This is a genomic window from Rhodococcus sp. NFXS4 (genome assembly GCF_058139645.1).
The window spans coordinates 654,080-670,445 of record NZ_CP192221.1 but is presented as its reverse complement, the minus strand read 5'-3'; the positions used below and the strand labels follow the sequence as shown (position 1 = coordinate 670,445).

Sequence of the window (16,366 nt, the reverse complement as noted above, 5' to 3'; positions counted from 1 at the left end):
CTCAGGTCCGGAGGGCGAGCCACGACTGGGTGAACTCGCGCTCGGCGGAGAAACTCTTGTCGATCTCGCCGACCATGATCTTCTCGACCACCGGACCCATCACCGGGATCGACGCGTCGACCGTACCGACGAACTGGAGCACACACTGCTGCGCTCCGGTCGCGAGAAGTTCGAGTTCCCCGTCGATCACCACGGGCATCCGGGCGACCCGCAGGGTGTAGTGGCCCTGCGCGGACCCGTCCTCGCGCACCGACTGCCACGACTCGGTGCACCGTGCCGACATCGACGCTCCGGCGAAGCGCTGCAACGCCTTCGGTAGTGCCGCGGCCTCGAGGTCCTGGTCGACCACCGAGGTGGTCAGGCCCTCCTCGACGCGATGCTCCACCACTCGACTGCCGCCACCGATCTCGGCGATCCGGTCCTGCCAGTATCTCTCGTCGGTGAGGGTCGCGTGCAGCACCGCGGCGGCACAGTCGTACGTCGTACGCTGGTCGACCTGTGTCACCACCGGGTCAGACCGATGCCGGCGCCGGCGCGGCGAGCGCTGCCCCCACCTCGGCCGACGCCGCCTCGGACGTGGACGAGTTCTCGCCGAGGAACAGGCCCATCTGCTCCACCACGTAGTCGAGCTGGGTGGTGGTGTGATCGGGTTGGACGCACAGACGCAGGAGTGCACCGTCGCGGGCCACCGCCGGGAACATGGCGGCGGACGCGAAGATGCCCGCGTCCCACAGCTTCCGCCACGTGTTGACGGTGCGCAGGTCGTCACGGACGTTCACGGGCACGATGGGCGAGACCATGTCCGTACCGTCCGGGAGGGGGCTCGGCGCGTGCACGTCGACACCGGCCGCCACGAGCCCGTCGTGCAGGTACCGCGCGTTCGCGAGTGTGCGGGTGGCGCGCTCGGCGCCCTCCTCGGTCTGCATGAGCTGCACGGAGGCGAGCGCCGCGCCGAGGGCAGCAGGCACGCCCGCGGTGGTGAACAGGAACGTGCGCGCATGCACGCGCATGGCGTCCACGATGTCCTTCGAGCCGGCCACGAAACCACCCGAGGACCCGAGTCCCTTGGAGAGGCAGCCCATCCGGGCGTCGATGTCGTCCTCGATACCGAACAGCTCGGCGGCACCGGTGCGCTTCGCGCCCATGACCGCGACGCTGTGCGCCTCGTCGACGAACAGTGCCGCGTCGTACTTCTCGCAGACCGCGGCGATCTCGTCGAGCGGGGCCAGGTCGCCGTGCATCGAGTAGAGGCCGTCCACCACCACCATGACGACGCCGGTGGAGCGGGAGAGCTTCTCCTCCAACAGGTCCACCCGGTTGTGACGGAAGGCGCGGATGGTGGCACGTGAGAGGCGGCAGGCATCGTAGATGGACGCGTGCGCGGCCGAGTCGACGATGATGGTGTCACCGACACCGCACAGCGCGCTGATACCGCCCAGGTTCGCCTGGTAGCCGGTCGTGAAGACCAGCGCCTGCTCGGTCCCGTGCCAGTCGGCGAGTGCTTCCTCGAGTTCCGTGTGCAGCGAGATGGTGCCGTTGAGCAACCGGCTGCCCGTGACCGTTGCGCCGTATTTGTCCAGTGCCGCAGCGGCTCCCGCGCGCACCAGCGGGTGGTCGGCGAGGCCGAGGTAATTGTTGGAACCGAGCATGATGACGCTGCGGTCCTCCACGTCGACGACCGGCGCGTTGACCGATTTCATGACGCGGAAGAACGGGTTCTGGTCGTGCTTCGTCAGCACACGATGGGCCCAGATCCTCTTGTCGTGGCGGATTCGGTCGAGCATTCTCTGCGAGCTCATGTTCGCTCCAAGATTGGGGGATCGGTACGTGACGCGAGTGCGCTCGCCGGTCCGGGAGACCCGTGCGACGGGAGACGTCTGTGATTCGAGCCTACGGTCAGCACAGGCGGCCCGAGGGTGCCGCGACCTGTGAGTAGTTGCCAACGAACACGACTGCACTTGTGTCATGCAACAGCAGTTGAGACGGGCGCCATCGAGGCCGTCGCCGACCCCGAATACTGCGGTATCGAGTGACGTGCTGGCACGTGTCCCACACCCGTCCCAGCCACGGTCACCCTTCTTCGACGAAAGGCCGGTACGTGTCCGTTCTCGCTGACAGAGCAGCTCTCGCGTCCGACGGGACCGCGCAGCCGTCGCGGCTCATGTCCACCGAACGCGCCACGCTCCGTCGCCTGCTGCCCGCCCTCGCCACCTACCTCGAGGCCACGCCGCTGTCCGTGCTCGAAGCGCCCGGCAGCGACGCCATCGCGACGTTCCGCGACGCGGGCGGATGCGGACTCATCGCACCCACCTCGCTCGGCGGACTCGGCGCGACCGCCGTCGAGGCACTGCGTGTCCACCGGGCCATCGGCGCGGCCTCCCCGTCGCTCGCCGCCGCCGTCACGATGCACCACCTGTCGATCGCCACGATCATCGAGATCGCCATGGCGGGTCCCGAGGAGGAGCTGCCGCTCGTCGCCGGCCTCATCGAACAGAAGTCGATCATCGCGTCCGGCTTCGCGGAGGGCGTGGGCAGCACACTGGTGCCGTCCGTGGACGCCTACTACGACGACGGCGACTACGTCGTCAACGGCAGCAAGAAGCCGTGCAGCCTGTCGGCCTCGATGGACTTCCTCGCCGCCAGCGTCGCGACACGCGAGAAGAAGGGCGGCAAGACACGCAAGGCGGTCGCCCTCATCCCCGCGTCGATGCCCGGTGTCTCGGTGCGTCCGTTCTGGACGACGCCCGTTCTCGCGGGTGCGGAGAGCGAGGAGGTCGTCCTCGAGGACGTGCGCGTGCCGGTGTCGCTGACCATGGTCGGCGCGCTGGACGATCCGGAGGGCATGCACGAGCTCACCGGGTTCCTGTGGTTCGGCATCCTCGCCTCCGCCGGGTACATCGGCGCGGCCACCGCGCTCGTGGAGCGTCTCGTGGGACACCCGAAGGTCAGCGACAGCGTCTACACCTCGGCGGCCGCCGAACTCGAAGCGGCGATCGCGGGCCTCGAGGCCGTCGCCGCAGCGATGGACTCGGGTGAGCGCGGCGCCGACATCTCGGCTCGACTGTTGTTCTGCCGCATCGCGCTTCGAGGCGCACTGCGGCGCGCGGTCGACGCCGCCGTGACAGCGCTGGGCGGCATCGCGTTCATCACCGACCCGGACATCGCGTACCTGCAGTCCGTCGTGTCGGCGTTCGCGTTCCACCCGCCGTCGATCCGCGAGACCGAGTCGTCCCTCGCGGCCTACCACCGCGGCGAGAACTTCTCCCTCGCCTGAGGTGTCGCATCACCCCACTCGGGTGCCGAAGACGACGAGGTTGTTCTCGTAGGACCCCGCGTCGTCGTCGAACACTCCGGCACACGTGATCAGTCGGATCTCGTCACGCGGGACGGCACCGAACACGCGTGCCGTCGGGAACTCGGATTTTGCGTAGTCGCCGATGTCCGTCACCCGGTACCTGGCCTCGATGCCCTCTGTCGTGGTGACCGTGACGTCGTCTCCCACCACGAGGTCGCGGAGTCGGAAGAACACGGAGGGACCCGTGGTCGAGTCGACGTGACCGGCCAGCACCGTGGGTCCGACCTGATCGGCCGCACCGGGACGCCCGGGCCGCCCGCCGCCGGTGAACCATCCGACGTCGTCGTGGTTCTCGGGAACCGCCATGGTGTTGTCCGGGTTCAGACCCAGCTCGATCAACGGTTCGTCCAGACCCATCGCGGGGGCCGACACCCGCGCCGGGACGAGATCCCCCGTCTCGGACACGGTCGCGGCAGCAGGAGACGTGACGGACACCGCCGTCTCGGTGGGCGGTACGGCCGGTGGTCGCGCGCAGGCGACCACCAGCCCCACCAGGAGGAACGCACTCGCGCGCGTCGACCATCTCATCCGCGTCGGTCGATCAGGAGTTCCGCCGACGGGCGACGCCCAGCCCGACGAGGGCCGCCACGCCCAGAACAGCGGCACCGGCACCCGCGACGGTCGCGGTCGAACTGTCGGCGACGGATCCACCGGCGCCCGTCTCCACACCGCCGACGGGAATCGGGGTCAGCTGTCCGCGCACCGCGCCGGCGGCGAAGGCGGTGGTGTGACTGTCCGCGGCGAACCCGGCGGCGTTCGCCTCGATGGCCGCGAGGTCGAAGTTCGTTCCGGTGTCGGCACCGTTCGCCATCACGCCGGTCGTGAACGGCCCCTGCAGGCAGCCGCTGCTGGTGCGAGGTCCGTCGCCGACCGGGGACGGGTTCGGGAACGCGATGCGCGGCGGGCCCGCGGCACCCACTGCTGCCTGATGAATGTGCGTCGCCGTCTTCGCCGGCGACATGTAGTCGCCGGTGACGCCCTCGAGGGTGATGTCGTAGCAGATGATGTTCTCGTCCGAGTTGATGCGGAACGTGAACGTTCCGGTCGCGCCGGGCTCACCCGGCGTCGCGACGCCGTCCGCGTTCAGGACCTGGTCCGGAGTCGCCATGGCCGTGAAGGCACTGGTGAACGACGACGGTTCGCCGACCGGCGTCTCTGCTGCCGCGGGAGCAGCGGTGAGCGCGAGGAACGCCGCGGCGCCTCCCGCAACGATGATCGTTCCTCGTGCAGTGCGTGTCGTCATGGTGGTCGTACCTTCCGATCGGGATGCGCGGACGTCCTTCGAGAGGGGATACGTCCGGAATGACCGAAACGTTCACCACGGTCGAACGTCGTCGCACTTCTCGACGTACACCCACCATGGAGGTCGGAGCGGCGTCGACGGTGAGTAGGGTTCGTCCTGCACGGGCACCGGCGGGGTACACCCCTCCCCCGACATCGAGGGGGCAGACGCTGGCGATCTTCCGGTCGCGCGAGAGCGGGACGTTCGATCTCACGGCCGCCTACGACGCCCACGCGTCGTCGCTGCTGGGTTTCGCCGTGAATGTGTTGCACGATCGTGTCGCCGCCGAGGACTGCGTGCAGGAGACCTTCGTACGTGCGTGGCGAGCGCGGGACAGGTTCGACGAGTCCCGGGGTGGAACTCGGACCTGGCTCTTCGCCATCGCACGCAACGTCGTCGCGGATGCTCAGCGGTCGCGAGGCCGTACTCCGCTGGTCGCGTCCTCCCCCGTCGCGGAAGGCGACGCCGTGGAACCCGATCGAAGCGATCACGTCCTGACCCGGATGCGGGTGGTGGAGGGTCTGGCCACCCTGTCCCCCGAACATCGACAGGTGGTGGTGGCCATCCACCTGACCGGCCTGTCCTACGCGGAGCTGTCGGCCGGCACCGGCGTCGCGATCGGCACCCTGCGCACCCGCGCGTACTACGCACTGCGCGCCCTGCGCGTTCACTTCGACGGTCAGGAGACCTGATGACTCCGGGACATCCGCGACGAGAGGAGTTGATCGCGGCTGCGGTGGCCGGCGACCTGACCGACGCCGAGCGGCGCGAGCTTCGCATTCTGGAGGCCGAGGACACCTCGGTCGCCGACGAGATCCGTGAGATGCGCGAGACGGTCGCGTCGCTGGGGTCGGCAGCGGGACTGACCTGGGTCGATGCGGAACCCGGTGACCTGCTTCGACGACGCATCGTCAGACCGTCCGCACGCGGTCGCCTCGTCCCGGCCGCTGCAGCTGTCGCCGGAATCGCGGTGGGCGTCGCGGCGGTGCTCGGTGTGCAGACGGTCGGCACCGGGGGTGGCGAGACGCCCGCCGACAGCACGATCGCGGCCCCCGTGGTCGAGGGACCACCGGGCGAGCTGGGCGCGTTCGAGGCGATCGACTTCACTGGGACGGCGCCCGACGTGAGCGTCGACGGTGGTCTCGTCGCCCACACCTGGGGAACGGAGACCGTCCTGGAGATGGAGGGGGTCCCGCAGAACGCGGCCTTCGAGGTGGTGTTGGTGGATCGGGCCGGAGCGGAGCGATCGTCGGGCAGCTTCCTCGGCTCCGCCGTGACCATCGACTGCCGCATGAACGCGGCGGTGCTGCGTCCCGACGTCGCGGAGATCGAGATCCGGGCTGCGGGTGGAGACCTTCTCGCCCACGCCGCACTGCCCACCGTGGGCTGACTCCGCGCACCGTCGCCAGACACGAGAAAAGCGGCCGTACCCCGAGGGGTACGGCCGCTTCTCGCGCTGTGGGGCTAGATCACTTGATGGAGATCTTCGCGCCGGCAGCTTCGAGCTTCTCCTTGGCGGCGTCGGCCGAAGCCTTGTCCACCTTCTCCAGGATGGCCTTCGGAGCGCTCTCGACGAGGTCCTTGGCTTCCTTCAGGCCCAGGCCGGAGACGACCTCACGGACGACCTTGATGACCTGGATCTTCTTGTCGCCGGCGCCCTCGAGGACGACGTCGAACTCGTCCTGCTCCTCAGCGGCCTCGGCGGGAGCAGCTGCTCCGCCTGCGGCAGCAACGGCGACGGGGGCAGCTGCGGTGACCTCGAAGGTCTCCTCGAATGCCTTCACGAACTCGGAGAGCTCGAGGAGGGTGAGCTCCTTGAACTGGTCGAGCAATTCTTCAGTGCTGAGCTTCGCCATGGTGGCGGTCCTCTCTGTAAGTCCTTGTCGCCGATCCGGGGACAGGAGATTGCGTGCAGGCCGGAGGCCGGCCGCACGGGGTGGTGTGCAGTCCTTGCGGATCAGCTAGTCGGCAGCTGCGGCTTCCGGCGCCGAGGCGCCCTCTTCTGCAGCCTTCTTCTCCTGCAGCGCAGCCGCGAGACGCGCGACCTGCGAAGCGGGAGCGTTGAACAGGCCTGCGGCCTTTGCCAAGTTGCCCTTCATCGCGCCGGCGAGCTTGGCCAGCAGGACCTCGCGGGATTCGAGATCCGCGATCCTGTTGACCTCGTCCACGGACAGCGCGCGGCCGTCCATGTAGCCGCCCTTGATGACGAGCGCCTTGTTGTCCTTGGCGAACTGCTTGATCGCCTTGGCAGCGTCGACCGGCTCACCATCGATGAATGCGATGGCGGTCGGACCGACGAACAAGTCGTCGAGGCCTTCGATGCCCGCATCAGCTGCGGCACGCTTGACCAGGGTGTTCTTGGCGACGGAGTACGTAGCTCCGGTACCGAGGGCCCGACGGAGCTCCGTCAGACGGGTGACCGACAAGCCACGGTATTCCGTGACGACGGCCGCCGTGGCGCCCTTGAACTGCTCGGAGATCTCCGCGACCGCGGATACCTTCTCAGCCTTTGCCATACTTCGCCTCCTCTCGTTGCGTCGAGTCGGCCCGGCCCGAACAAGCAGAAACGCCCCGGTGCAGGGCACACGGGGCGTCGGAATGCGGGCGGCGCGACTCGGAGAGAGTCAGCAACACGTATCCCTGGTCCTCGTCCTCCTGCGTGGGTCGCCGGCTCGGCCGGACCTTCAATCGCCATCTCCGACGAGGCGAACCTCTTCGGAGACCACGATGACCAACGGTCTTGGGTGGAACAGATCAGGTGAACATCGCACGATCGCAGACGCGACCGCACGGTGTCCGAAGAGAAGAGTACCCCGGGGCCGCCGGAGACACCAAAAGGGCTCCGCCCCTGTGCGCCTTGTGCGCATCCCCGGGTACGCAAAGGGCGCACGGGGGCGGAGCCCCCTCGGTTTGAGAGGTGCTCTCCCGAGGGAACACGGTGCTCATGGCCAATTATCGCGTACTCGACCCCACCGGATCCGTCGTCGCCACCAAGGAGATCCCCAACTCCACCGACGCCCACACCTGGTTCAAGGAGAGCAAGTCCGACGACGCCGAGCTCGGCTGGCGTCTCGAAGTGGAGCACGACGGCCAGTGGGCCTTCTTCAGCGACAGCGAGGGAACCCCCGAGGGCGGCAAGTAGCAGCGCACTCACCTGGTGACATCGAACGACGACGTGCCCTCGTCGTTGTCGAAGGGCCGGGAATGGCGTGTTGTGTACCGCGTGTCACAGCAATGAGGTTGACTCGACGTTCATGACGACGACATCGGCCCATGCACTGGTGCAACCCGAGCACGTCGTCTCGCCCTTCCACCGTGATCCCACCGGCGGCGCCGACGGCCGAGCATGGGCAGAACTCGTGGAGTCCGCTCCCGAGTTCCCCCGTGTGCACATCGACCGCGGCGCCGCCGTCACGATGACGGACGGAGCCGTTCTCCGCGCCATCGTCGTGTCCCCTGCTGACGCGAGTGGACGATCCGTCTCCTCTCGCTTCCCCGTCGTCCTCAACATCACCCCGTACAACTCGGTCCTGCTCGACTCGATCGACGCACTCCTCGCCGCACCCGTGCTCGGGCCGGCGCTGCGTCGCGTGTCCCGCTCCGTCGACCTCTCGGGAACCCCGTTCGACGGCATCTCCGAGATCACCCGCGTCGTCGCCGGCGGTGCGGCGGATCTGCTCACCGTGAACCGCCATCTCGTCCGTAGCGGCTACGTGCAGGTCATCATCGACGCGCGCGGCACCGGTTCCTCGTCCGGCGTGTGGGACACCCTCGGCCCGCGTGAACAACTCGACACCCTGGAGATCCTCGAGTGGATCCGGGCGTCGCCGTGGTGCGACGGGCGCGTCGGCATGGCCGGCATCTCCTACTCCGCCATCAACTCCCTGCAGGCCGCCGCCGCGGGCAGCGCGGGACCGGACGCCGTGTTCGCCGTCGAGGGATCCGAGGACATCGTCCGCGAGATCTTCGCCACCGGCGGCGCACCGTCGCTCTTCATCCCCCTGTGGCTCACCGCCGTGAACACCCTCAAATGGGTTCCGGCAGTACAGATCCTGCGACGCGGCGGAGTCGGCTGGCTCGCGGATCGCGTACGGTCCCCCGCCACGAACATCAGCAATCTGGTGAACGGGTTCCTCACCGGTTCGGACCCGCGCATCTACGACGACCCGTCCTTCGACACCATCGATCCCACCATCGAGGACATCGCGGTCCCCACGTTCCTCTACGGCTGCTGGCACGACATCTTCGGCGGCGCGGCACCCGACATGTACAACCGACTCACCGTCGAACGCGGGCGCAAGCAACTTCTGGTGGGCGACGGGTACCACGGCAACCCCGGGATCGGCTTCGGTGAACCCGGGTTCCCGCCGCGACTCGACGTGCTCGAACGCGCCTGGTTCGACAAGTGGCTGCGCGGCATCGACAACGGTATCGACCGCTACGGACCGGTCACGCTGCGTCAGCAGGGCGGCGGGTGGGAAGCGCACGGCCGATTCCCCGCGCCCGCCGCCGTGGCTCGGCGCCTCTACCTGAGCGCCGACTCGTCCGGTACCGCGTCGCACAGTCGGCACGACGGGTCCCTGCACTTCGAGGCGCCGACCGACACGGCCCGTCTGACGGTGAAGCCCGGGTTCCGCACCGTCGTCTCCCGCGACACCACGCAGGTGCTGGCCGGTGTTCCGGCCGTTCTCGGCGGCGGCTTCACCTACGACAACCGCTTCGCGGAGGGTGACGCGCTCACGTTCACGACGCCTCCCGTCATGACCACCGTCGTCTACTCGGGCCCCGCCAACGTCCACGTCCGCACCGTCGCGCGCGCCCGCGAGTCGATGTGGGCCGTGATGCTGTGCGACGTCGCTCCAGACGGCACTCCCACCGTGCTCACCAACGGTGCGCTGCTGGCGTCGCGCCGCGCGATCGACGACGAGGAGAGCATCCGCACCGAGTCGGGTGACTACCTGGTGGCCCACCACCCGCTCACGCGCGAGTCACTGCTCCCCGTGGTCCCCGGCGAACCGATCGTCCTCGACATCGAACTACTCTCGACCGAGGCGGTCCTGCACCCCGGACACCGCCTGCGACTCGACATCTTCGCGGCCGACGCGCCTCGATTCGTGCCGATCCTGCCCGATCGCCTCCGCACCCGATGGCGAGCGCAGGACGTCGACCTCGACCCGACGGACCCCAGTTTCATCACGTTGCCGCTGCTCGGTGAGCCCGGCTGGTAAGGAGATCCACGTATGACAGGCACACCCGAGACCGGCCGTTCCGAGACCGAGGTCGAGGTCGAGGTCCGTACCGGCACCGCCTCGGTCGGCGCGGTCGACATCGCCTACGAGGACATGGGCGACATCGAGAACCCGCCGATCCTGCTCGTCATGGGACTGGGCTGCCAGCTGCTCACGTGGTCGATGCCGTTCTGCCGCAAGCTGATCGACGCCGGCTATCGCGTGATCCGCTTCGACAACCGAGACATCGGACTCTCGGGCAAGCTCGACGGGCAGCGCGTCACGGGGAACATCCTGCTGCGACTGGTCCGCCACGAACTCGGGCAGTCGAGCTCGGTTCCGTACACGGTGGTGGACATGGCCGAGGACACCGTCGGCCTGCTCGACCACCTGGGCATCGAGTCGGCCCACATCGTCGGCGCCTCGATGGGCGGCATGATCACGCAGGTGGTCGCGGGGTCGCACCCGGAGCGCATCCGCTCGGTCTCCATCCTCTTCTCCAGCACCAACGAGGCGTTCCTGCCGCCGCCGGACGTCCGCGCGCTCGCGCCGCTGCTCAAGCCGCCGCCCAAGAACGCGACGCGCGAGCAGATCATCGAACACCAGGCGACGACGTTCCAAACGATCGGCAGCAAGCAGTTCCCCACCACGCGGGACGAACGTGTCGCCGACGCGACCGAGGCGTACGACCGCGGCTACTACCCGGCCGGCATCGTCCGTCAGCTCGCGGCGATCACCGGAACCGGGAGCCTCGCGAAGTACACGAAGCGGATCACGGCGCCGACGGTCGTCATCCACGGCACGGCGGATCCCCTCGTGCGTCCCGCCGGCGGGAAGGCCATCGCGCGCCACGTGGTCGGATCCGAGCTGGTGCTCGTCGACGGCATGGCGCACGACATCCCGAACGCCCTGGTGGACCGCGTGGTCGACACGATTCTCACGAACGTCGCCAAGGCCTGAGAACGCGACGAAGGCCGGCACCCCCACGGGGTGCCGGCCTTCTTCGGTCCTGCGAGTGACTCAGGCGGTCGCGTCGTCCTCGAGGAGGTTCCGAGTACGGTTCGGGTCCACCGGGATGCCCGGTCCGGTGGTGGTCGAGACCGTGATCTTCTTGACGTAACGGCCCTTGGCCGACGACGGCTTCGCACGCAGGATCTCGTCCAGGGCTGCGCCGTAGTTCTCCACCAGCTTGGCGTCGTCGAACGACGCCTTGCCGATGACGAAGTGCAGGTTGGCCTGCTTGTCGACGCGGAAGTTGATCTTGCCGCCCTTGATGTCGCCGACGGCCTTGGTCACGTCGTTGGTGACCGTGCCCGTCTTCGGGTTCGGCATCAGGCCACGCGGTCCGAGAACGCGGGCGATGCGGCCGACCTTGGCCATCTGGTCAGGGGTGGCGATCGCTGCGTCGAACTCCAGCCATCCGCCCTGGATCCGCTCGATCAGGTCCTCTGCGCCGACCTCGTCCGCACCGGCGGCGACGGCCTCGTCGGCCTTCGCGCCTGCGGCGAAGACGATGACGCGGGCGGTCTTACCGGTGCCGTGGGGCAGGTTGACGGTGCCGCGCACCATCTGGTCCGCCTTGCGGGGATCGACGCCGAGGCGCATCGCGACCTCGACGGTCGGATCGAACTTGCTCGACGCGGTGTCCTTGGCCAGCTTCGCCGCCGAGAGCGGCGAGTAGAGCTGGTCCTGATCGATCTTCGCTGCTGCGGCCTCGTAGGCCTTGCTGCGCTTTGCCATGATGATGTCCGTTCGTTGTTCGGAGCGTGGTTGACGAGCCTGGCCGGCTCTCCCACGTGATGCTGTGGAGCTGGTGAGCCGGTGGCTCAGCCTTCGACCGTGATACCCATCGAGCGAGCAGTGCCGGCGATGATCTTCGCGGCCTGGTCGATGTCGTTGGCGTTCAGATCCTCGGCCTTGGTCTTGGCGATCTCGCGCACCTGGTCCATGGTCACCGTGGCGACCTTGGTCTTGTGCGGCTCGCCCGAACCCTTGGCGACGCCGGCTGCCTTGAGCAGCAGCTTGGCGGCAGGCGGGGTCTTCAACTTGAAGTCGAAGGTCCGGTCCTCGTAGACCGAGATCTCCACCGGCACGACGTTGCCACGCTGCGACTCGGTCGCGGCGTTGTACGCCTTGCAGAACTCCATGATGTTGACGCCGTGCTGACCGAGGGCGGGGCCCACGGGCGGTGCCGGGTTGGCCTGACCGGCCTGGATCTGAAGCTTGATGATCCCGGCTAGCTTCTTCTTCTTGGGGGGCATCTGTGATTCCTAGGTTGTTGCGTGGTTCTCGGATGTCTTGCGGTACTGCCTGCAAGTTGTGGGGGGTTCTGAGCGCCCTAGATCTTCGCGACCTGAGTGAAGCCCAGCTCGACCGGAGTCTCGCGGCCGAAGATGGACACCAGCACCTTGAGCTTCTGCTGCTCGGCGTTGACCTCGCTGATGCTGGCGGGAAGCGTGGCGAAGGGGCCGTCCATGACGGTGACGGACTCGCCGACCTCGAAGTCGACCTCGATGGTCGGCTTCGACGACGTCTCGCCCGCACCCTCGGCACCGGTGGTGGCGCCCGCGGTGGCCTTCTTCTTGTCCTCCTGCGGCATGAGGAACTTGACGACCTCGTTGATGGTCAACGGGGACGGGCGCGACGTGGCGCCGACGAAGCCGGTGACACCGGGAGTGTTGCGGACAGCACCCCAGGACTCGTCGTTCAGTTCCATGCGCACCAGGATGTAGCCCGGCAGCACCTTGCGGTTGACCTGCTTGCGCTGGCCGTTCTTGATCTCGGTGACCTCCTCGGTGGGAACTTCCACCTGGAAGATGTAGTCACCGACGTCGAGGTTCTGGACGCGGGTCTCGAGGTTGGTCTTCACCTTGTTCTCGTATCCGGCGTACGAGTGGATGACGTACCAGTCGCCGGGGGCGCGCCGCAGCGCAGCCTTCATCTCGGCGACGGGGTCGACCGGCTCCGCGTCGATGGGAGCGTCGTCGGCGACGACGGCGTCCGCATCGGCGTCGACGGTCTCCGACTCGTCGGTGTCACCGGTGGCGGCAGCGACGTCGGCCGCGATGGCCTCGTCGGTCTCGCGGTCCTGTGCGGCCTGCTCCGCTTCGAGGCCCTGCTTGGTCGCCTCGACCTGAGCGTCGTAGGCGGCCACTTCGGTGGCGTCGTTATGGGGCGTGCTCACGAAAGGCACTCGCTTCCTGTAATCGTTCCGGTCGTACTCGGGGTGGTCGTGCGGACCTGTGTGTCCGGCGTCAGCCGAACAGCCACTGCACTCCCCTGATGAACGCCAGGTCCAGCCCACTGATGTAGGCCACCATGAACGTCACGAACACCAACACCACAGCGGTGTAGGTGACCATCTGCTTGCGGTTGGGCCAGATGACCTTGCGCAGCTCGGCGACGACCTCGCGCAGAAACTTGCGGAGCCGCTTGAAGATGTTCATCTTCGGCGTCGCTTCGGCGCGGGTGCGGCCCTCGACACGAGAGGCGGTGGCGACGGACTTGCCGGCGGTGGTCTTGGCACCATCCTTGATCAGCGACGGAGCATCGTCCGCGGACCGGGTCCGGCGGGCTGCGCGCTTGCCGGAGGGCCGGCTCGACCCGGCGGCATCGTGGGCGGCAGCAGCATCGTCGGCGACGACAGCATCGTCCGCACCGAGATCCTCGGAACCGTCGGAGCTGCTGTCGCGCGCGCCGCGCTGATCGCTCACGTCGTTCCTCTCGGTCGTCGGCAGGGTGTCTGCACTCGAATGCTCTGCATGACCACTGTCCGAAGCACCGCTTTCGAACGTGGCAGGGGCGACAGGACTTGAACCTGCAACCTACGGTTTTGGAGACCGTTGCTCTACCAATTGAGCTACGCCCCTTCGGCCGGATCGAAATCCGGTCGTACCGGCGACGGACAGCGCACAGCGCTGTACGACCCCGGAGATCTCAGTGTACTGCACTCACGGACGCCCCCGAAATCGCTGACTCGAGTCGGCGATCGGAGAGCCGGATCACGCGAGCTGGACGGTCGCGACGGCGCGACCGAAGATCTTCTTGCCCTCGTACTTCGCGGTGATGGCGACGACGGCCTTGCGGGTGTCCGCGTCGACCGACTTGATGCGACCCGTGAAGTCGACCTTGGCCGGCTCGGTCTCCTTGACCAGCACGGGGCTGGTGAAGCGCACGTTGTACTCGGTGATGGCGCCCGGATCACCCGACCAGTCGGTGACGAAACCGGCGCCGAGTCCCATGGTGAGCATGCCGTGAGCGACGACGTCCGAGAGTCCGGCGAGCGTGCGCGCGACCGGATCACTCCAGTGGATCGGGTTCGGGTCGCCGGAGACGCCCGAGTAGTTCACGAGGTCACCGCGGGTGAGCTCGTAGGTGCGCTCGGGAAGGTCGTCGCCGACGGTGACCTGGTCGAACTGCTTACGAGTCATGTTTCATGACACCTTTCGCCATCTCCAGCGCGTCCTGATCGGAACCGCCGCCGGTCTTCGCCACGAGTGTCGTCCAGGACGTCATGACGTCCTCGCCGGCCTCGTCCGTGACCATGTTCTTCGTGATGATGATGTCGCTTCCACCCATCTGGCGGAAGGACTCCAGGCTCACGTCGACGGTCAGGCGGTCCCCCGCCACGATCGGACGGTGGAACTCGAGACGCTGATCCGCCTGCATGATCTGCGACAGGTCGTACCCGGTGATGACCTCGTCGAACATGGCCTTCTGCGCGATGATGCCGACGACCGAGATGAAGGTGGCCGGTGCGACGAGATGCTCGTACCCGAGCTCGGCCGCGGCGTCCTCCGAGGAGTGCGCGGGATGATCGTTCTGCACGGCCCGTGAGTACTCGCGCACCTTCTCGCGCCCGATCTCGTAGAAGTCGGGCATGCGGTAGTGGTGCCCGACCATGCTGGCGGTGTGCACCGCCGGGTCGACGGCAGGCGTGTCGCCCCGGTCGGTTGCGGTTGCGGTGACTGTCACGTCGTCGACTCCCCCGAGAATGATGTGGAACTCACCACGGGACACCCGAGCGTGGGACGAGAGACAGTCCGGACGGCTCTGTCGGGCGAGTTCGAGACGGACGGCGCCGAGCCGACTGGGTCACCGGCACCTGGACACACGTCAGCGCTGCCACGGCGACTGTGCCGGGGCAGCGCTGCTGTGCGAATGATCAGCGAGATTCGCGGTGCGCGCGATGAGTTCCGCAGTTCGGGCAGAACTTCTTGATCTCGAGGCGATCGGGATCGTTGCGGCGATTCTTCTTGGTGATGTAGTTACGGTGCTTGCACACCTCGCACGCCAAGGTGATCTTGGGCCGAACGTCAGTGGAGGAGGCCACGTCGATGCCTGCTTTCGGGTAGAGCGCGATACGGGTGCTGCGTCGGTCATGAATACCGGACCCCACTGCGCGCAGCAGCGGCGGAGTCCTCTGTCGAGTAGCGATGGCCGGACTTGAACCGGCGACACAACGATTATGAGTCGTTTGCTCTACCGACTGAGCTACACCGCCTCGGTGCCGGACGCCGGCCGGCGCTCGGTCCCGCGAGCCCCCTAACGGAATCGAACCGTTGACCTTTTCCTTACCATGGAAACGCTCTACCGACTGAGCTAAGGGGGCAGGATCGGCGCACACGAGGTGCACGTCGAAGCCTTCGAAGACATTACACAGGGGTCAGACCGCTCGCCAAATTGCCTGGTGAACGAGTTGCAGGCGGCGTTTCGCGTGCCGCCTGCCCCCACCCCGACGACGAGACCCCGGCGAGGATTCTCGCCGGGGTCTCGTCGGGTGTGGCAGATGTAGGATTCGAACCTACGTAGGCATAAGCCGACGGATTTACAGTCCGCTCCCATTGGCCGCTCGGGCAATCTGCCGGGATGCTCCATGGCGCCGGACACTCGTCGAGTGACCGCTCCAGGTGCGATACGCAGAATACAACGACCGCACCCCTCGATGGCAAACCGGCTGGACACGCTACCGTCGGCACCGTACCGATCACGCACGAAGGAGTGTTGTCAGTGGCTGATTCGTCGTTCGACGTCGTGAGCAAGGTGGACCGCCAGGAGGTCGACAACGCTCTGAACCAGGCCGGCAAGGAGCTGTCGACCCGCTTCGACTTCCGCGGCACCGGCGCGAGCATCGAGTGGTCCGGAGACGAGGCCATCGTCATCACCGCCGAGGCCGAGGAACGCGCGAAGGCCGCCCTGGACGTCTTCAAGGAGAAGCTCATCCGACGCGACATCTCGCTCAAGGCCTTCGACGCCGGCGATCCCGTGCAGTCGGGCAAGACCTACAAGATCACCGGCACGCTGGTGCAGGGCATCACCACCGAGAACGCCAAGAAGATCTCGAAGAAGATCCGCGACGAGGGCCCCAAGGGCGTCAAAGCGCAGATCCAGGGCGAGGAACTGCGGGTGAGCAGCAAGAAGCGTGACGACCTCCAGGCCGTTCAGCAGCTGCTCAAGGGCGAGGACTTCGGCATCGCCCTGCAGTTCGTCAACTACCGCTGA

At 67.4% G+C, this 16,366-nt stretch carries 20 protein-coding genes and 4 tRNA genes; 7 read left to right on the top strand and 17 right to left on the bottom strand.

The window, feature by feature from the left end:
- Window position 1: 1 nt before the first annotated feature.
- Window positions 2-508: a DUF2505 domain-containing protein gene (locus J4E04_RS03335; RefSeq protein ID WP_307091273.1), complete on the bottom strand. Its 507-nt coding sequence runs from the start codon at window positions 506-508 to the stop codon at window positions 2-4.
- 4 nt (window positions 509-512) lie between these two features.
- Complete coding sequence (locus tag J4E04_RS03330; RefSeq protein ID WP_261775725.1) at window positions 513-1,799, bottom strand: aminotransferase class I/II-fold pyridoxal phosphate-dependent enzyme; 1,287 nt, start codon at window positions 1,797-1,799, stop codon at window positions 513-515.
- 299 nt (window positions 1,800-2,098) lie between these two features.
- Between J4E04_RS03330 and J4E04_RS03325 the strand changes: the two genes are divergently transcribed.
- Window positions 2,099-3,274: an acyl-CoA dehydrogenase family protein gene (locus J4E04_RS03325; RefSeq protein WP_231476216.1), complete on the top strand. Its 1,176-nt coding sequence runs from the start codon at window positions 2,099-2,101 to the stop codon at window positions 3,272-3,274.
- Between the two features lie 9 nt (window positions 3,275-3,283).
- Here the strand turns inward: J4E04_RS03325 and J4E04_RS03320 are convergent, their stop codons facing one another.
- Together J4E04_RS03320 and J4E04_RS03315 are read right to left on the bottom strand one after the other, a co-directional pair.
- Window positions 3,284-3,883, bottom strand: a complete 600-nt coding sequence (locus J4E04_RS03320; protein WP_490149877.1) for a class F sortase — start codon at window positions 3,881-3,883, stop codon at window positions 3,284-3,286.
- Window positions 3,884-3,896: 13 nt separating this feature from the next.
- A complete protein-coding gene (locus J4E04_RS03315) occupies window positions 3,897-4,598 on the bottom strand; it encodes a CHRD domain-containing protein (protein WP_490149876.1) in 702 nt (233 codons plus the stop codon).
- Window positions 4,599-4,657: 59 nt separating this feature from the next.
- Between J4E04_RS03315 and J4E04_RS03310 the strand changes: the two genes are divergently transcribed.
- Both J4E04_RS03310 and J4E04_RS03305 read left to right on the top strand, forming a co-directional pair.
- Window positions 4,658-5,329 (top strand): sigma-70 family RNA polymerase sigma factor, encoded by a 672-nt coding sequence (locus J4E04_RS03310; protein ID WP_261782389.1) that lies wholly within the window; start codon window positions 4,658-4,660, stop codon window positions 5,327-5,329.
- The gene (locus tag J4E04_RS03305; RefSeq protein ID WP_490149875.1) at window positions 5,329-6,027 is read left to right on the top strand and encodes a hypothetical protein; all 699 of its coding nucleotides are present in this window, start codon (window positions 5,329-5,331) and stop codon (window positions 6,025-6,027) included. Before J4E04_RS03310 ends, J4E04_RS03305 begins: the two co-directional genes overlap by 1 nt.
- Before the next feature lie 79 nt (window positions 6,028-6,106).
- Here the strand turns inward: J4E04_RS03305 and rplL are convergent, their stop codons facing one another.
- Window positions 6,107-6,493 (bottom strand): 50S ribosomal protein L7/L12, encoded by a 387-nt coding sequence (gene rplL / locus J4E04_RS03300; protein ID WP_027504561.1) that lies wholly within the window; start codon window positions 6,491-6,493, stop codon window positions 6,107-6,109.
- Between the two features lie 105 nt (window positions 6,494-6,598).
- Window positions 6,599-7,153 (bottom strand): 50S ribosomal protein L10, encoded by a 555-nt coding sequence (gene rplJ / locus J4E04_RS03295; protein WP_027504560.1) that lies wholly within the window; start codon window positions 7,151-7,153, stop codon window positions 6,599-6,601.
- Between the two features lie 428 nt (window positions 7,154-7,581).
- On the opposite strand from rplJ, the gene J4E04_RS03290 reads away from it, so the two are divergent.
- The 3 genes from J4E04_RS03290 (at window position 7,582) to J4E04_RS03280 (ending at window position 10,825) form a co-directional block, all read left to right on the top strand.
- Window positions 7,582-7,779 (top strand): hypothetical protein, encoded by a 198-nt coding sequence (locus J4E04_RS03290; protein WP_490149874.1) that lies wholly within the window; start codon window positions 7,582-7,584, stop codon window positions 7,777-7,779.
- A gap of 112 nt (window positions 7,780-7,891) precedes the next feature.
- Window positions 7,892-9,865: a CocE/NonD family hydrolase gene (locus J4E04_RS03285; protein WP_285184344.1), complete on the top strand. Its 1,974-nt coding sequence runs from the start codon at window positions 7,892-7,894 to the stop codon at window positions 9,863-9,865.
- 114 nt (window positions 9,866-9,979) lie between these two features.
- Complete coding sequence (locus tag J4E04_RS03280; protein ID WP_374197722.1) at window positions 9,980-10,825, top strand: alpha/beta fold hydrolase; 846 nt, start codon at window positions 9,980-9,982, stop codon at window positions 10,823-10,825.
- A gap of 60 nt (window positions 10,826-10,885) precedes the next feature.
- Here the strand turns inward: J4E04_RS03280 and rplA are convergent, their stop codons facing one another.
- The 11 genes from rplA to J4E04_RS03225 all read right to left on the bottom strand — a co-directional run bounded on the left by rplA (window position 10,886) and on the right by J4E04_RS03225 (window position 15,730).
- On the bottom strand, window positions 10,886-11,605 hold the full coding sequence (gene rplA / locus J4E04_RS03275) for a 50S ribosomal protein L1 (protein ID WP_027504557.1): 720 nt from the start codon (window positions 11,603-11,605) through the stop codon (window positions 10,886-10,888).
- Window positions 11,606-11,691: 86 nt separating this feature from the next.
- Complete coding sequence (gene rplK / locus J4E04_RS03270; RefSeq protein ID WP_027504556.1) at window positions 11,692-12,126, bottom strand: 50S ribosomal protein L11; 435 nt, start codon at window positions 12,124-12,126, stop codon at window positions 11,692-11,694.
- Between the two features lie 77 nt (window positions 12,127-12,203).
- The gene (gene nusG, locus J4E04_RS03265) at window positions 12,204-13,049 is read right to left on the bottom strand and encodes a transcription termination/antitermination protein NusG (protein WP_056442340.1); all 846 of its coding nucleotides are present in this window, start codon (window positions 13,047-13,049) and stop codon (window positions 12,204-12,206) included.
- 70 nt (window positions 13,050-13,119) lie between these two features.
- On the bottom strand, window positions 13,120-13,578 hold the full coding sequence (gene secE, locus J4E04_RS03260) for a preprotein translocase subunit SecE (RefSeq protein ID WP_027504554.1): 459 nt from the start codon (window positions 13,576-13,578) through the stop codon (window positions 13,120-13,122).
- 80 nt (window positions 13,579-13,658) lie between these two features.
- Window positions 13,659-13,734: transfer RNA gene (locus J4E04_RS03255), tRNA-Trp, on the bottom strand.
- Between the two features lie 132 nt (window positions 13,735-13,866).
- Entirely contained in the window at window positions 13,867-14,295 is a 429-nt protein-coding gene (hadB, locus tag J4E04_RS03250) for a (3R)-hydroxyacyl-ACP dehydratase subunit HadB (protein WP_027504553.1), read from the bottom strand.
- On the bottom strand, window positions 14,285-14,839 hold the full coding sequence (gene hadA, locus J4E04_RS03245; RefSeq protein ID WP_051613161.1) for a (3R)-hydroxyacyl-ACP dehydratase subunit HadA: 555 nt from the start codon (window positions 14,837-14,839) through the stop codon (window positions 14,285-14,287). The genes hadB and hadA overlap by 11 nt, the downstream gene beginning before the upstream one ends.
- A gap of 190 nt (window positions 14,840-15,029) precedes the next feature.
- The gene (gene rpmG / locus J4E04_RS03240) at window positions 15,030-15,197 is read right to left on the bottom strand and encodes a 50S ribosomal protein L33 (protein WP_027504552.1); all 168 of its coding nucleotides are present in this window, start codon (window positions 15,195-15,197) and stop codon (window positions 15,030-15,032) included.
- 98 nt (window positions 15,198-15,295) lie between these two features.
- Window positions 15,296-15,368, bottom strand: a tRNA-Met gene (locus tag J4E04_RS03235).
- Window positions 15,369-15,403: 35 nt separating this feature from the next.
- Window positions 15,404-15,476, bottom strand: a tRNA-Thr gene (locus J4E04_RS03230).
- Window positions 15,477-15,647: 171 nt separating this feature from the next.
- Window positions 15,648-15,730, bottom strand: a tRNA-Tyr gene (locus tag J4E04_RS03225).
- Between the two features lie 144 nt (window positions 15,731-15,874).
- Here J4E04_RS03225 and J4E04_RS03220 point away from each other — a divergent pair.
- Window positions 15,875-16,366 carry a YajQ family cyclic di-GMP-binding protein gene (locus J4E04_RS03220; protein WP_056441678.1) on the top strand — a complete coding sequence of 164 codons (492 nt, stop codon included), beginning with the start codon at window positions 15,875-15,877 and terminating at the stop codon, window positions 16,364-16,366.

Coding starts and splice junctions, on each gene's coding strand:
- J4E04_RS03330 (WP_261775725.1), bottom strand. CDS start 1,799: ATGAGCTCGCAGAGAATGCTCGACCGAATCCGCCACGACAAGAGGATC.
- J4E04_RS03320 (WP_490149877.1), bottom strand. CDS start 3,883: ATGAGATGGTCGACGCGCGCGAGTGCGTTCCTCCTGGTGGGGCTGGTG.
- J4E04_RS03315 (WP_490149876.1), bottom strand. CDS start 4,598: ATGACGACACGCACTGCACGAGGAACGATCATCGTTGCGGGAGGCGCC.
- J4E04_RS03310 (WP_261782389.1), top strand. CDS start 4,658: ATGACCGAAACGTTCACCACGGTCGAACGTCGTCGCACTTCTCGACGT.
- J4E04_RS03305 (WP_490149875.1), top strand. CDS start 5,329: ATGACTCCGGGACATCCGCGACGAGAGGAGTTGATCGCGGCTGCGGTG.
- rplL (WP_027504561.1), bottom strand. CDS start 6,493: ATGGCGAAGCTCAGCACTGAAGAATTGCTCGACCAGTTCAAGGAGCTC.
- rplJ (WP_027504560.1), bottom strand. CDS start 7,153: ATGGCAAAGGCTGAGAAGGTATCCGCGGTCGCGGAGATCTCCGAGCAG.
- J4E04_RS03290 (WP_490149874.1), top strand. CDS start 7,582: ATGGCCAATTATCGCGTACTCGACCCCACCGGATCCGTCGTCGCCACC.
- J4E04_RS03285 (WP_285184344.1), top strand. CDS start 7,892: ATGACGACGACATCGGCCCATGCACTGGTGCAACCCGAGCACGTCGTC.
- J4E04_RS03280 (WP_374197722.1), top strand. CDS start 9,980: ATGGGCGACATCGAGAACCCGCCGATCCTGCTCGTCATGGGACTGGGC.
- rplA (WP_027504557.1), bottom strand. CDS start 11,605: ATGGCAAAGCGCAGCAAGGCCTACGAGGCCGCAGCAGCGAAGATCGAT.
- rplK (WP_027504556.1), bottom strand. CDS start 12,126: ATGCCCCCCAAGAAGAAGAAGCTAGCCGGGATCATCAAGCTTCAGATC.
- hadB (WP_027504553.1), bottom strand. CDS start 14,295: ATGACTCGTAAGCAGTTCGACCAGGTCACCGTCGGCGACGACCTTCCC.